Here is a 12568-nt window from a genome sequence, read left to right as displayed (position 1 = left end):
CAGAGGCCAGCGATGTTAACTGCCATGCTGGCCGCCTTTATTGGCGGCATCATCCTCAACTTTATGCCCTGCGTATTTCCGGTCGTCTCGCTGAAAGCGCTGGGTTTGCTGCGTCACTCAGATAATGCCGCCAGCGCACGGCGCGAAGGACTCGCATTTTTGCTCGGAGTGGTGATAACCATGATGGCGCTGGCAGGCATTCTGCTGGCGGTGCGAGCCGGTGGTACTGCGGTTGGCTGGGGTTTTCAGCTGCAATCACCGCTGGTTATCGCCCTATTGTCGTTGATTATTCTGACCGCGGCGCTCAATTTGCTTGGCGTATTTGAAGTGGGCTTAGCCGCGCAGCGCGTCGGGGCGCTGAATATTAACCGAGGCGAATTTATGCGTTCCGCGCTGACTGGCGCATTGGCTATAGTCGTCGCAACGCCCTGCGCCGCCCCCTTTATGGCCAGCGCCATTGGCTACGCTTTAGTTCAGCCGCCTGCAGTGGCGCTGACGGTTTTTCTGGCCCTGGCGCTGGGTTTTGCGGCACCGTTTACTCTCATCTCACTGTTCCCGGCGCTGGCAAAAGTGTTGCCGCGTCCCGGCGTCTGGATGGATATTCTTAAGCGCGTGCTGGCGTTTCCGATGTTCGGCGCTTACGCCTGGCTGGTCTGGGTGCTAGCACAGCAGGCCGGAAGCAGCGCGCTGGCGGCATTACTTGCGGCCTCCGTCGTGCTAAGTTTTGCCGCGTGGCTGTACGGCATCGCCCAGCAGCGTCGTTTTCACGGCAAAGGTCACAAGGTGCTGTTTACGGTCACCGCGGTTCTGGTGGCTGCGGTTATTGTCCCGCTTCAGGGGGTCATGAAAGCCGAAGGCACGCCGCCCGCTGAGGCTCAAACTGCCGACGTGACCGCGCAGAAGTGGACGCCGCAAACCGTCGCGCAACAGCGAGGACAGGGAAAACCCATCTTCGTTAACTTTACCGCTTCCTGGTGTATCACTTGTCAGGTCAATGAAAAAACGTCGCTCTCCACCCAGGCAGTTAAAGAGGCGCTGGCAAAAACCGGGACCCTGTATATGGTGGCTGACTCCACAAAATTTAACCCCGATGTCGATGACGCGCTCAACCAGTTCGGCCAGGGCGGCCTGCCGTTATACGTGGTTTATCCGGCGGACGGTAGCCCACCGAAGGTGCTGCCGCAGGTTCTTACCCCTGGCATTGTGGTCAACGCACTTAATCAGGCTGCCGGTAAAAAAGCGTCATAGCACAAGGCGGATTATGCAAACAAACGATAGCGCGCGTGAAAGCTGGCCCGCGCTAATGGAACGGGCGCAGGCGGGCGACAGGCTCGCCTACACCCGGCTGTTAAAAGCGCTGGTGCCGGTGATCCGTTCGCAAATACGTAAACAAATCAGCGACGATACGCTAGTCGAGGATGTGATTCAGGATGTCCTGCTGACGGTACATCGGGTTCGCCATACCTACGATCCGGCATTTCCCTTTCTGCCCTGGCTGATGGCGATTATCTCAGCGCGCGTGATTGATACGCTTCGGCGGCGCGGTCGTCGTCAGCACTGGGAAATTAACGAAGAGACTCTGCCGGACGTTCCCTCCACGCCGCAAGGGCAAAATCAGGATACCCAGGAGGAGCTGGCGGATTATTTGCGCCAGCTGCCCGATCGCCAGCGTGAAATCGTCGAACACGTGCATCTGCGAGAAATGAGCCTGACGGAAGCCGCCGAGCATAACAATCTAAGCGTTGCGGCGGTGAAGTCGCTACTGCATCGGGCGCTGAAGAATCTGCGCCGTTTTGGAGCCCATCATGACCGATCATAATGTGTTGATTGAAAAACTCAGCCGCGAGATGCAGCCGATAAAGCGTCCGTGGCCAACAGACAAACGGGTCTTCGGCTGGCTGGCGGTGGCGCTGCCCTGCGCTATCGCTGTAAGTTACTTGCTACCGCGAGGGTTAACCGATTGGTCACAGCCGGGGGCCATATGGGCTGTCGCGCAGCTACTGTTGGCCTTTTTACTCGGGACGCTGGCCATCCGCAGCGCTTTCACTATGAGTATTGCCGGGCGGCAGGCGCTAAGTTGGAAAGCATTGCTGCCCATCGGGTTGATGTGGCTCGGGTTAAGCCTGCGCAGTATTCCCGGTGATACGCCAGTGATGCACGATAACGACAGCATTAGCTGCTTTACCTTTCTGTTGGCAGTAAGTTCGCCGATGATAGTACTGATGATTGCCAGCCTGCGGCGTACCCGCGCGCTTAACCCGGTGCGCAGCCTGGCGATGGCGGGATTGGGGATCGCCAGCCTGGCGGTGAGCCTGCTGGCCTTTTGTCACCCGGTACATCTGCACGCCCTGGATTTCGTGATGCACCTGGCCGCCATAGTCGCAATCATGGCGCTGACAATTCTGGTCGGTAGGCGTTGGGTGGGCGTTGGCGAGTGATTATTGATTTGTACGACAAATTTCACTATGTGATCTTTATCACTATTCAGCATCGGCAAGGGGGGTAACCTGGAAAAGTTATTTCATTGAAGAGAGAAGCTTATGAACGCAGTAAAATCACTAAAAGCAGACTGGGCGATTATTACGGTGATGATTGTTATCGCGGTCGTGATGTATGGCTACTTAATTCCTAAGTACTGGTAATCTACGCTATACCTGTGTTGAACCGCCCATCCGTTCGGGCGGCTCACAGAATTATGCCTACTGCTACTGGTTATTTAACGTCTTAATCAAAAACGGCACCGAGTCGCGTAAAGACGGGTTAACCGTACCGCTATGATCCAGTCCTTCGTAGATATGCACGTCCGCTTGCGTTCCCGCGCTTATCACCGCATCAGCAAAACGTTTTTGCATCGCCGTTGGCACATTCACATCAACGCTACCCATGCCAATAAATACCGGATGATCGATTCTCAATGTTGGATAGAGCATCGTGCCTACGCTGGCGCTGAGCAGCGAATCGATACCCGGCTTGAGAGAATTGCCGGCATTAAGTCCTGCCTTCATCACTTCATCGTTTAATGGCGTAATACACAGGTTGGTCGCCTCTTTAAGCAGCGGCAGCGCTTTCGCCTGGAAATAGTCGGCGGGATTTAGCTGCGGATTAGCATCGGCGGCTGAAAGATAGATATAGAAGATATAGGGAATTTTCGGATCGCCACCGGTCTGGACTTTGCCACCCGCAGGCGGAAGGATGTCAGCAGCGGTGGTCCCTTTTTCAAAATAAGGCGTACCGGTCAACACCGTTGCGCGAATATTCAGCTCTGGCGCATATTCAGGCTGATATCCCGCACTGGCGAACGCGGCATGTGCGCCCTGGGACTGTCCTACCAGAATAAGCTCATTCTTAAGCGGAAATTGTTTCAGCGCCGCGCGAATTCCATCCAGAACACTCCAGGCTTCACCACGAGCATTAAGATAATGGTGTAAACCCGAAGAACCCAGTCCGGCATAATCCGGGGCAACCACCGCATAGCCTAACGACAGCCACGTATTCAAATACTGCTTATCGCGATCGCTACGCGGGTTTAACGAAGGCGCACAGTGATTAGCAACACCAACGGTGCCGTGGGCCCAGACAACCACTGGCCATCCGCCTTCCGGGGTTGTGCCGAAAGGAATAAATACGGCGGCAGTATCTTCGCGCACGGTTTTGCCATCAACGCCGCTATGGGAAGGATAATGCAGGAGATACTGTTTCGCGGCTTCGCTTAATCCGTGCTCTTCACTGAGTGGAGAAATCACATCCGCAATAACCGGTAGAGAGCTCATTGAAAGAAGCAGTAGCGCTGAGGTCGCAGTAAGAAGTTTCTTTGAGATTGAATAAGTCATGACATCCTGTTCCTGTCTTTGTGATGCACTTATTGTAGACCCTTACGCTTGAATATCAGGTCAATGAAGCTAGCACTTCTCAATCAGGTGTAGCTGAACTTTATTACGCCCCGCTTTTTTAGCCGCATATAACGCTTTATCAACGCGATTAAACAACTGATCTATCTCTTCGCCATGCTGATGTTCCGCAACGCCAATACTGACCGTAACAGGTACCAGCAGGTCCGGCGTATGATGTTCGCTGATGGCATAGCGAATTTTCTCCGCCATCTCCAGCGCCGTTTCCAGCGAAGCATTTGGCAGGAACAGTAAAAACTCCTCACCGCCCCAACGATAAATTTTATCGTCGATGCCCCCGGCAGCGGCCAGGAGAGCGGAAATTGCCAGCAGAACTTCATCACCCTTCTGGTGCCCGTAATCGTCATTGATCAACTTGAAATGGTCGATATCCACCAGTAACAGGCAAAATCCTTCCGGTTTAAACGAAGGCGACTCCACGACGCGGTAAAATTCGCGACGATTAAGCAGTCCGGTGAGCGAGTCGTGTGAGGCGGAGAACTCCAGCTCTTTCTTTAAATGCACTTCTTCGGTGATATCATGAATAATGCACAGCATCAGGCGCACGTTGTATAAAATCACCGGTCCAGCATAGACCTGAACATGCCGTATCGCGCCATCGGAAAGTATGTGGGTAAAATTAAGCGGTTTATGTCCCCCGGGTAAACTCACCACGTTATGCATGATCGGCAGGACGTCGCGACCGAGGGTATTTATCTGCCAGGTATGCCGGGTCCGAATTTCTTCAGAGGAGTAGTTATAAAAACGCAGCGCCGCAATATTAGCATCAACAATTCGTCCATCTTTATTGGGGTCGATTAATAGCATCGGTGCCGAGTTAGTCATAAAAAAGCGGGCAAAGAAACCATTATTACGCCGTTGATAAGAACGAGAGGCTGTATTAACCGATCTATTCTGCGGCAGCAGTTTTACCGCCTCAAAGAGAATTAAGGCTCCCTGCTCCTCTAATGTAATCAGGGTCGTTTTACAGCTGATAGAGGCCAGTCCCTCAGCGGTTTCAATGGTCCATATTTCATAGACTTCGGTAATATTCTGCAAGTAGCGCAAATAGTGCTGTAGCGCGGTTTCCGGGCTGGTCGAGAAGGTCCCTTTGCGCATTTGAGCGAGGGTCATATTGCCGCACAGCGTCTTAGATGCCTGGTTGGCGAAGATGATATTTTCATTGAAAGGATGGACTACCCAAACGGGGGTGCTTAATAAGTCAAAAATAACAAGTTCTTTTAATAGCATACAAACCTCCGCCCTTCCAAACCTTCCACTTCAACAACCACATCATATGAGCAGGTAATGCATTGAGCGTAAAATTAACAATAATTAATATATTTTTGAACGTATTGCCGGAAGATTGCCAAGTATAGTCCGTTTTGCCAATCAAAAGACCGTTTGTGATAGCAGGATGGCATTTCATTTGAAATAAAAATGAGATTTTTCTTAATTTCAAGAGGATAAGCAAGAAACACGGATCTGGTAGTATCTTTTTAAGAAGAAATATGCATTAAAACAATGTCGTGTCAGCTCTCTTTTCCTGAAATCAGAGTCTCTTCGCTTTTTATCGTTCCAAATAATGATAGATTTTTATCATTAATGGATAAGGAGTGACATTTATGTCTGCGAAGAAAGTGACCATGACCGACATTGCCAGAGATGCCAGAGTCGGCATTGCGACGGTGGACAGAGTGCTTAACAAGCGAACCCCGGTCAAAGAAAGTACGGAACGCAAAGTGCTTGAATCCGCGCGTCGCTTAGGGTTTGCCCTGGAGCAATCGCACTATCGGCTGGCCGCCGGTCAGTCGGCAGTTCCTCTCAGAATGGGATTTATCCTGCTGCAGCAATCGCACTCTTTTTATTCTCAGCTGGCGCAAGCGCTCGAGCTGGCGGCGATGCCCTGGCATGCCCCAAATCAGGCTCCCGTTTTTCTGCATTATGATATTAATGCTATCGACGAGATGGTCGCTGGTATCGCTCGCCTGAGCGATGAAGTTGATGTCATTGGCATTGTGGCGCTGGATAACCCACTTATCCGCCACGCCGTCGCTCAGGCCGCCGATAAAGGCGTGCGCGTATTCACTCTGCTCTCCGACATGGCCGTCGCGCATCGCAGCGGCTACATCGGCCTCGATAATCAGAAAGCGGGCCGCACTGCAGGCTGGGCGGTTGACAGACTGTGCCACAACGAAGGGGAAATCGGCATTATCGTCGGCGATAACCGGTTTATCTGTCAGGAAAACTGTGAAATTAGCTTCCGCTCTTACCTGCGTGAACACGGTAAAGGTGATTGGGTGCTGGAGCCGGTACGCTGTCATGAAAGGACTGATATTGCCCATCAGGTAACGGACAAAATGTTGCAACAATACCCTTCACTGACGGCGATTTACGCGCCCTGCGGCGGCGTTGAGGGTATCATCTCCGCGCTGCATGCCCATCAGCGCCAGCATCAGGTCACGCTGATTTGCCATGGTCCCGTGGAGAACGGCGAGCTGGCGTTAATCGACGGCACCATTGATTTGATGATTGCGCATCGGCTGAGCGAATTTGCCGCTGCGACGATACGCGAGTTTGTGCAGGCAACCAGCCAGTCGCAGGCGACGTTTACCGCCGCGCTACAACCTTTCGATCTGCTCACCAAAGAAAATCTCTGATTTCCTGCGTTACCCGCAACGCGCGCACTTTCTCTGCGCGCCTTCTCGCGCCTAATTTTGATAAAAAACCATCAATTTAACTATCAAAATAAATCTTGAATCACATCAAAGAATTTAAATTTCATCATTGTTGATTTTGAAATATTCATTCAATACTGGTCATGTTTTCTCCTCAATCTGCAAAGGAATCCATCATGACCATACATATTGCCAATGCGCCATGTAGCTGGGGCGTCGATGATCCCAAAAACCCCTATCTGCCACCCTGGTCACAGGTGCTGCAGGAAGCGGCGACCGCGGGCTACAAAAGTATCGAACTGGGGCCATGGAGCTACCTGCCGACTCAGGCTGATGAACTTAGCGCGGCGCTGAATAAACAGGGGCTGTCGCTGGTAGCCGGAACGATCTTTGACGATCTGGTCAGCGAAGAAAACTTCCCGAACATTGCCGAACTGACGCACAACCTCTGCCGCAATCTGTCGCAGGTTCCAACGGCGGAAAAAACGCCCGGAAACTCGTTCCAGCCGCCCTACCTGGTGATCATTGATTTCGGTAATCCGCAACGGGCCAAATACGCCGGACGCAGCGACCTGGCACCACGGCTTTCCCCCACCGACTGGAAGCGGATGATTAGCCACATTGTCACCATCAGCAAACTGGCGTGGCAGGAGTACGGCGTTCGCCCGGTTATCCACCCTCACGCAGGCGGCTGTATCGAATTTGCCGATGAAATAGACCTGCTGGCAACGCAAATCCCGCACGACGTTGCCGGGCTATGCCTTGATACCGGTCATCTCTACTACTCGGGTATGGACCCGATTAGCTGGTTGGATCGCCACTTTGACCGGCTCGACTACCTGCACTTTAAAGATGTCGACCCGGAAGTGTTCGATAGCGTGATTTCCCGCGGTATCGACTTCTTCGCCGCCTGCGCGGAAGGTGTGATGTGCCCGCTTGGCAGCGGCGCTATTGATTATCCGGCGGTTCGCGCGTTTCTGGATAAGCGCGGCTATCAGGGCTGGATAACCATCGAACAAGAACGTGACCCGCGCAACGTTGAAGGCAGTTTGCAGGCGGTCACGGAAAGCCTGCGCTACCTGCGCTCCGTCGGATTTTAATCAGGAGATAACCACATGATTAACGGTACAAAACCTGTAGGCAGGTCGTTACGCTGGGGCATGGTTGGCGGCGGTGGAAGCAGCCAGATTGGCTATATTCACCGCTCTGCGGCGCTGCGCGACGGTGCGTTTACCCTGCTGGCAGGCGCATTCGATATTGATGCCGAACGCGGGCGAGAATTTGGTCAGCAGTTGGGGGTGAGCGCTGAACGTTGCTATCCCGACTATAAAACCCTGTTTCGTGAAGAAGCGGCGCGAGAAGACGGCATTGAAGCTGTTTCCATCGCTACGCCGAACAACACTCATTACGAGATTTGCCGGGCGGCGCTGGAAGCCGGGCTGCATGTAGTCTGCGAAAAACCGCTGTGCTTTACTGGCGAAGAGGCCGATGCGCTGGTGGCCCTTAGTGAGAAGCAGCACAAAATCATTGGCGTCACCTATGGCTACGCCGGGCATCAGCTGATTTTGCAGGCCCGAAAGATGATTGAACAAGGGCTGCTGGGCGAGATCCGTATCGTCAACATGCAGTTCGCACACGGTTTCCACAATCAACCGGTAGAGCAGGAAAACCCCAGTACCCGCTGGCGCGTTGATCCGAAATTTGTCGGTCCCAGCTATGTCCTGGGCGACCTGGCCACGCATCCGCTGTTTCTGGCAGAAACCATGGCCCCGAAGCTCAACATCACACGTCTGATGTGCTCTCGCCAGAGCTTTGTCAAAAGCCGCGCCCCGCTGGAGGATAACGCCCATGTGCTGATGGAATACGACAACGGCGCGATCGGCTCGATGTGGTGCTCGGCGGTCAACAGCGGTTCAATGCACGGGCAGAAAGTACGTATCGTCGGTGAAAAAGCCAGCCTGGAGTGGTGGGATGAACAGCCAAACCAGCTGCGCTATGAAATCCAGGGCGAGCCGGTGCGAATTCTGGAACGCGGGATGGCCTATCTCGATCCGCTAGCCTTGCAGGATGACAGGATCGGCGGCGGTCATCCCGAAGGGCTGTTTGAGGCCTGGTCAAACCTATATCGGCGCTTCGCTATCGCCATGGATGCGACCGATCGCCGCGACGCCGCGCTGCTGGAAAACTTCTGGTATCCGGATGCGAATGCCGGTGCGCTCGGCGTGCATTGGGTGGAGAACTGCGTGCGTTCAGCAGATAACGGCGCCAGCTGGGTTGAGTTTCGTTAATATCGAGCCGGCAACGGCGGCAATCCGACCGTAGGCCGGGTAAGGCGGCTCGCCGCCACCCGGCAAATTAAAACGTGACAATGTCACTTGAATTCGCCAAATTCAAAGCATTGTAATCAAAAAGCGAATGTCGTATAACATTGGCCAAACCGAGGGGTGTCCCGTGAGGGCTGAGATGGCGTAAGCCGAACCCTTTGAACCTGATCTGGGTCATGCCAGCGAAGGGACGGGTTGGCATTTCCGCCAGTTTTGCGCCATTGCCTGTTCACACTTCAGCACGCCCGGATCTCCCCTTAATCAGGAGGTCCTGTGATTCTTCCCGAGTTTCCTCAAGGTCTTTACGGTCGTCTGCGTCAGCAGGCCGGTGATGACTGGCAACATTACGTCGCCCATCCCTTTCTGCGCCAACTCGCCGACGGTACCCTGCCCGAACCCGCTTTCCGCCGCTATCTGACCCAGGACTACCTGTTTCTGATCCACTTTGCCCGCAGCTATGCGTTGCTGGTCAGCAAGCTGCGTACGCTACCGGAAATGCGTACCGCCGCCGCGTCGATGAACGCCATCCTCGACGAACTCCCGCTGCATGTTGGCTACTGCAACAGTTGGGGGCTGAATGAGGCGACAATGGCCAGCGAACCTGAAGCCGCGGAAACCGTCAACTACACTCGCTATGTGCTGGACATTGGTTATTCCGGCGACGCGCTGGATCTGCTGGCGGCGCTGATGCCCTGCGTTGCCGGATATGCGGAAATCGGCCTTGGCCTGCTGCACGATCCGGCAACAAATTTGACCGCTAACCCTTATGCCTCCTGGATCCGTAACTACGGTGATGAGGGCTACCTGAACGGCGTCAATGCCGCCATTAGCCTGCTGGAAACGCTCTGGCAACAGCGCGGCGGCGAGGCGCGTTTTGCTGAACTCAGCGCTATTTTTACCACCGCCACGCGGCTGGAAGCTAACTTCTGGCAAATGGGGTTGAATGTCGTCACGGAGCGCCCGGCGTGACTGCGCCCGGCATTACGGTGCGTGGTCTGAGCCTGCGCTTCGGTTCGCGGCTGGTTTTCGACAATCTGACGTTTGATATCCCCGGCGGTCAGTGGGTTTCGCTGCTGGGGGCCAGCGGTGCCGGGAAAACCAGCCTGCTGCGCATTCTCGCCGGGCTGGCAAAAGCCAATGCGGGCGAGGTTCGCGCCAGCGATGGTCAGCCGATAGCTAAACGGCTGGCGTGGATGGGGCAAAAAGATCTGCTCTATCCCTGGCTAAACGTGCGTGACAACGTCTCCCTCGGCGCGCGTCTGCGCGGGGAACGGGTTGATACCCAGCGGGTTGCGACTTTATTACAGCAGGTTGGCCTTGAGCATTGCGCTAACGACCGCCCGGCCTCGCTCTCCGGCGGTATGTGCCAGCGGGCGGCGCTGGCTCGCACCCTGTATGAAGATCGACCCATTGTGCTGATGGACGAGCCTTTTTCAGCGCTCGATACCATCACCCGCACGAAAATTCAGACGCTGGCCGCCGAGCTGCTGGTGAACCGCACCGTGGTGCTGATTACCCACGATCCGATGGAGGCCTGTCGGCTAAGCCATTGCCTGCTGGTGCTCTCTCCCGCCCCCGGTAATATCGACGATTCACACCGCTTATCCGGCGTACCGCCGCGCGCGCCGGACGATCCGCAGCTGTTAACCAGTCAGGCGGAACTGTTACAACAGCTAATAAGGGCTAACGGATGAGCGGGAAACTGTTTCGTGGCTGCGTAGTGTTCTGCGGCCTGCTGCTGCTCTGGTGGTTGGCAAGTCGTAGCGGCATTCCCGCCTTTTTGCTCCCATCGCCATCGGCAGTCGGCAATGCGCTATGGGTCAATCGGGCTTATCTCGGCTGGCACACTCTGATTACATTGAGCGAAATACTCAGCGGCCTCGCGCTCGGCGTCCTGCTCGGCGTGATTCTGGCGCTGTGCATGATCGTCTCGCCGCGTCTTCAGCGCTGGCTGATGCCGCTGGTACTGACCAGCCAGGCGATCCCGGTCTTTGCCCTCGCCCCGCTGCTGGTACTGTGGTTTGGCTTTGGGATGAGCGCCAAGGTGATGATGGCGGTGCTGGTGATTTTCTTCCCTGTGACCTCGGCGTTTTTTGACGGTCTGCGGCGGGTCAATAACGACTATCTCGATCTGGCGCGCACCATGGGCGCTTCATTTGGCGCGCAACTGCGCCACGTGCGGATGATGGCGGCGCTCCCGGCGCTCGGCTCGGGCCTGCGGATGGCCGCCGCCGTGGCTCCCATTGGCGCAATTATCGGCGAATGGGTCGGCTCAGCTGAAGGCCTGGGCTACGTCATGCTCAACGCCAACGCCCGCCTGCAAACCGATATCTGCTTTGCCGCCCTGTTTATTTTGGTACTGCTGACCGTCCTGCTGTGGCTGGCGGTGGATGCTTTTTTACACCGGTTGATCAACTGGACGCCGGAATAACAACATATAAGGAATAACGATGCGTAAATGTATACTCGCCGGAGTCACCTTCACCGCTCTGCTCAGCGCTCAGGCGCTGGCTAACGAGAAGCTCACCCTGGTGCTGGACTGGTATATCAACCCCGATCATGCGCCGATAATGGTCGCCGAGCAGATTGGCGCGTTTAAAGAAGCGGGCCTGGACGTTAAAATTGTACCACCGTCCGACCCGGCGCTGCCGCCACGACTGGTGGCAGCCCGTCAGGCCGACCTGGCAATTACCTATCAGCCGCAGGTGCACTTTTTTGCCGATGAAGGACTGCCGCTGGTACGTGTCGGCACGCTGATTAACTCGCCGCTAAACACGGTCATTGCGCTGGATAAAAACATCAAAACTCCGGCTGACCTGAAAGGTAAAAAAGTCGGTTATTCAGTCAGCGGTATTGAACAGGCGACGCTGGCTACTATGGCGCAACACGCGCAAATCGATCCCAAAAGCATTAAGCTTATCAATGTGAACTTCCAGTTAACCAGCGCCCTGCTGGCCGGTCAGGTTGATGCGGTCATTGGCGGCTACCGTAATATAGAAGCGCTGGAAATTAAGCTTCAGGGGAAAGATCCTGTGGTGATGAACGTCGAGGACTATGGCGTACCGGCCTATGACGAGCTGGTGATTGTCGCCAATCGCGATGAAGTTAACGCCCCGAAAATCAAAGCATTCCTCGGCGCGTTGCAAAAAGGCGTCACTTACCTGCGCGCCCATCCGCAGGAGACCTGGCAGGCGTTCGCCGCCGCGCATCCGGAGCTCAACACCGAGCTCAATAAGCAGGCATGGCTGAAAACCATTCCTCTGTTTGCGACCGATCCGGCCGCGCTGGATAAACCACGTTATGAAGCTTACGAACAGTTTTTATATAACAACAAGTTGGTGAAAAAAGTCACACCTTTAGCAAATTATGCGCTTGAACTGCATTGATTCATCCTGGTGCTGGCGGAAATTTTTTCGCCAGCAACGTCAGCGAAGCGGTAATAAAAAATGAGAAATTACTTCACTAATAATTACAATTTTAAATGTCTTTCATCCTTTAAAACACTTCACTTCTATCAATGAGTTACCCCCATTTTTAACAATGTAAAAATAACGTAAAAATACCGCAATCAATAAAACGTTGAATGCGGATTTAAAAAGCCATATATTGTGCCCGCTTTATGCATAGCGATTCAATTTCTTACACCAATTTATTCAACCAGCATTCAACCGTAACGCTG

General features: G+C 54.2%; 13 protein-coding genes and 1 riboswitch. Of the genes, 11 read left to right on the top strand and 2 right to left on the bottom strand.

The window, feature by feature from the left end:
* Nucleotides 1–12: 12 nt before the first annotated feature.
* From ACMYSL_RS14475 to ykgR, 4 genes are all read left to right on the top strand, one after another.
* Nucleotides 13–1248 carry a protein-disulfide reductase DsbD family protein gene (locus ACMYSL_RS14475; protein ID WP_434663755.1) on the top strand — a complete coding sequence of 412 codons (1236 nt, stop codon included), beginning with the start codon at nucleotides 13–15 and terminating at the stop codon, nucleotides 1246–1248.
* 13 nt (nucleotides 1249–1261) lie between these two features.
* Nucleotides 1262–1819 carry a sigma-70 family RNA polymerase sigma factor gene (locus ACMYSL_RS14470; RefSeq protein ID WP_434663753.1) on the top strand — a complete coding sequence of 186 codons (558 nt, stop codon included), beginning with the start codon at nucleotides 1262–1264 and terminating at the stop codon, nucleotides 1817–1819.
* Nucleotides 1806–2438 (top strand): NrsF family protein, encoded by a 633-nt coding sequence (locus ACMYSL_RS14465; RefSeq protein ID WP_434663750.1) that lies wholly within the window; start codon nucleotides 1806–1808, stop codon nucleotides 2436–2438. The genes ACMYSL_RS14470 and ACMYSL_RS14465 overlap by 14 nt, the downstream gene beginning before the upstream one ends.
* Nucleotides 2439–2540: 102 nt before the next feature.
* Nucleotides 2541–2642, top strand: coding sequence for a small membrane protein YkgR (gene ykgR / locus ACMYSL_RS14460; protein WP_434663747.1), 102 nt, complete (start codon nucleotides 2541–2543; stop codon nucleotides 2640–2642).
* 63 nt (nucleotides 2643–2705) lie between these two features.
* On the opposite strand, the gene ACMYSL_RS14455 is transcribed toward ykgR, so the two are convergent.
* The gene (locus tag ACMYSL_RS14455) at nucleotides 2706–3830 is read right to left on the bottom strand and encodes an alpha/beta hydrolase (RefSeq protein WP_434663745.1); all 1125 of its coding nucleotides are present in this window, start codon (nucleotides 3828–3830) and stop codon (nucleotides 2706–2708) included.
* Nucleotides 3831–3899: 69 nt separating this feature from the next.
* A complete protein-coding gene (locus ACMYSL_RS14450; protein WP_434663742.1) occupies nucleotides 3900–5138 on the bottom strand; it encodes a diguanylate cyclase in 1239 nt (412 codons plus the stop codon).
* Between the two features lie 374 nt (nucleotides 5139–5512).
* Here ACMYSL_RS14450 and ACMYSL_RS14445 point away from each other — a divergent pair, with 374 nt between their 5' ends.
* The 7 genes from ACMYSL_RS14445 to ACMYSL_RS14415 all read left to right on the top strand — a co-directional run bounded on the left by ACMYSL_RS14445 (nucleotide 5513) and on the right by ACMYSL_RS14415 (nucleotide 12275).
* Nucleotides 5513–6547 (top strand): LacI family DNA-binding transcriptional regulator, encoded by a 1035-nt coding sequence (locus ACMYSL_RS14445; RefSeq protein ID WP_434663740.1) that lies wholly within the window; start codon nucleotides 5513–5515, stop codon nucleotides 6545–6547.
* Nucleotides 6548–6741: 194 nt separating this feature from the next.
* Nucleotides 6742–7665: a TIM barrel protein gene (locus ACMYSL_RS14440; RefSeq protein ID WP_434663737.1), complete on the top strand. Its 924-nt coding sequence runs from the start codon at nucleotides 6742–6744 to the stop codon at nucleotides 7663–7665.
* A 15-nt stretch (nucleotides 7666–7680) separates the two neighbouring features.
* Entirely contained in the window at nucleotides 7681–8853 is a 1173-nt protein-coding gene (locus ACMYSL_RS14435) for a Gfo/Idh/MocA family protein (protein ID WP_434663734.1), read from the top strand.
* 142 nt (nucleotides 8854–8995) lie between these two features.
* Nucleotides 8996–9097: riboswitch (TPP riboswitch) on the top strand.
* A 65-nt stretch (nucleotides 9098–9162) separates the two neighbouring features.
* Nucleotides 9163–9858, top strand: a complete 696-nt coding sequence (locus ACMYSL_RS14430) for a TenA family protein (RefSeq protein WP_434663732.1) — start codon at nucleotides 9163–9165, stop codon at nucleotides 9856–9858.
* Entirely contained in the window at nucleotides 9855–10583 is a 729-nt protein-coding gene (locus ACMYSL_RS14425) for an ABC transporter ATP-binding protein (RefSeq protein ID WP_434663729.1), read from the top strand. Before ACMYSL_RS14430 ends, ACMYSL_RS14425 begins: the two co-directional genes overlap by 4 nt.
* Nucleotides 10580–11320 carry an ABC transporter permease gene (locus ACMYSL_RS14420; protein ID WP_182238747.1) on the top strand — a complete coding sequence of 247 codons (741 nt, stop codon included), beginning with the start codon at nucleotides 10580–10582 and terminating at the stop codon, nucleotides 11318–11320. The genes ACMYSL_RS14425 and ACMYSL_RS14420 overlap by 4 nt, the downstream gene beginning before the upstream one ends.
* Nucleotides 11321–11339: 19 nt before the next feature.
* Nucleotides 11340–12275 carry an ABC transporter substrate-binding protein gene (locus ACMYSL_RS14415; protein ID WP_434663727.1) on the top strand — a complete coding sequence of 312 codons (936 nt, stop codon included), beginning with the start codon at nucleotides 11340–11342 and terminating at the stop codon, nucleotides 12273–12275.
* Nucleotides 12276–12568 lie beyond the last annotated feature (293 nt).

Origin of the sequence: Klebsiella sp. MISC125 (assembly GCF_051131775.1) — a bacterium.
GTDB lineage: Bacteria > Pseudomonadota > Gammaproteobacteria > Enterobacterales > Enterobacteriaceae > Klebsiella.
The sequence above is the reverse complement of the archived record's forward strand: the minus strand, read 5'-3'. Positions and strand labels throughout refer to the sequence as shown.

Coding starts and splice junctions, on each gene's coding strand:
- ACMYSL_RS14475 (WP_434663755.1), top strand. CDS start 13: ATGTTAACTGCCATGCTGGCCGCCTTTATTGGCGGCATCATCCTCAAC.
- ACMYSL_RS14470 (WP_434663753.1), top strand. CDS start 1,262: ATGCAAACAAACGATAGCGCGCGTGAAAGCTGGCCCGCGCTAATGGAA.
- ACMYSL_RS14465 (WP_434663750.1), top strand. CDS start 1,806: ATGACCGATCATAATGTGTTGATTGAAAAACTCAGCCGCGAGATGCAG.
- ykgR (WP_434663747.1), top strand. CDS start 2,541: ATGAACGCAGTAAAATCACTAAAAGCAGACTGGGCGATTATTACGGTG.
- ACMYSL_RS14455 (WP_434663745.1), bottom strand. CDS start 3,830: ATGACTTATTCAATCTCAAAGAAACTTCTTACTGCGACCTCAGCGCTA.
- ACMYSL_RS14450 (WP_434663742.1), bottom strand. CDS start 5,138: ATGCTATTAAAAGAACTTGTTATTTTTGACTTATTAAGCACCCCCGTT.
- ACMYSL_RS14445 (WP_434663740.1), top strand. CDS start 5,513: ATGTCTGCGAAGAAAGTGACCATGACCGACATTGCCAGAGATGCCAGA.
- ACMYSL_RS14440 (WP_434663737.1), top strand. CDS start 6,742: ATGACCATACATATTGCCAATGCGCCATGTAGCTGGGGCGTCGATGAT.
- ACMYSL_RS14435 (WP_434663734.1), top strand. CDS start 7,681: ATGATTAACGGTACAAAACCTGTAGGCAGGTCGTTACGCTGGGGCATG.
- ACMYSL_RS14420 (WP_182238747.1), top strand. CDS start 10,580: ATGAGCGGGAAACTGTTTCGTGGCTGCGTAGTGTTCTGCGGCCTGCTG.
- ACMYSL_RS14415 (WP_434663727.1), top strand. CDS start 11,340: ATGCGTAAATGTATACTCGCCGGAGTCACCTTCACCGCTCTGCTCAGC.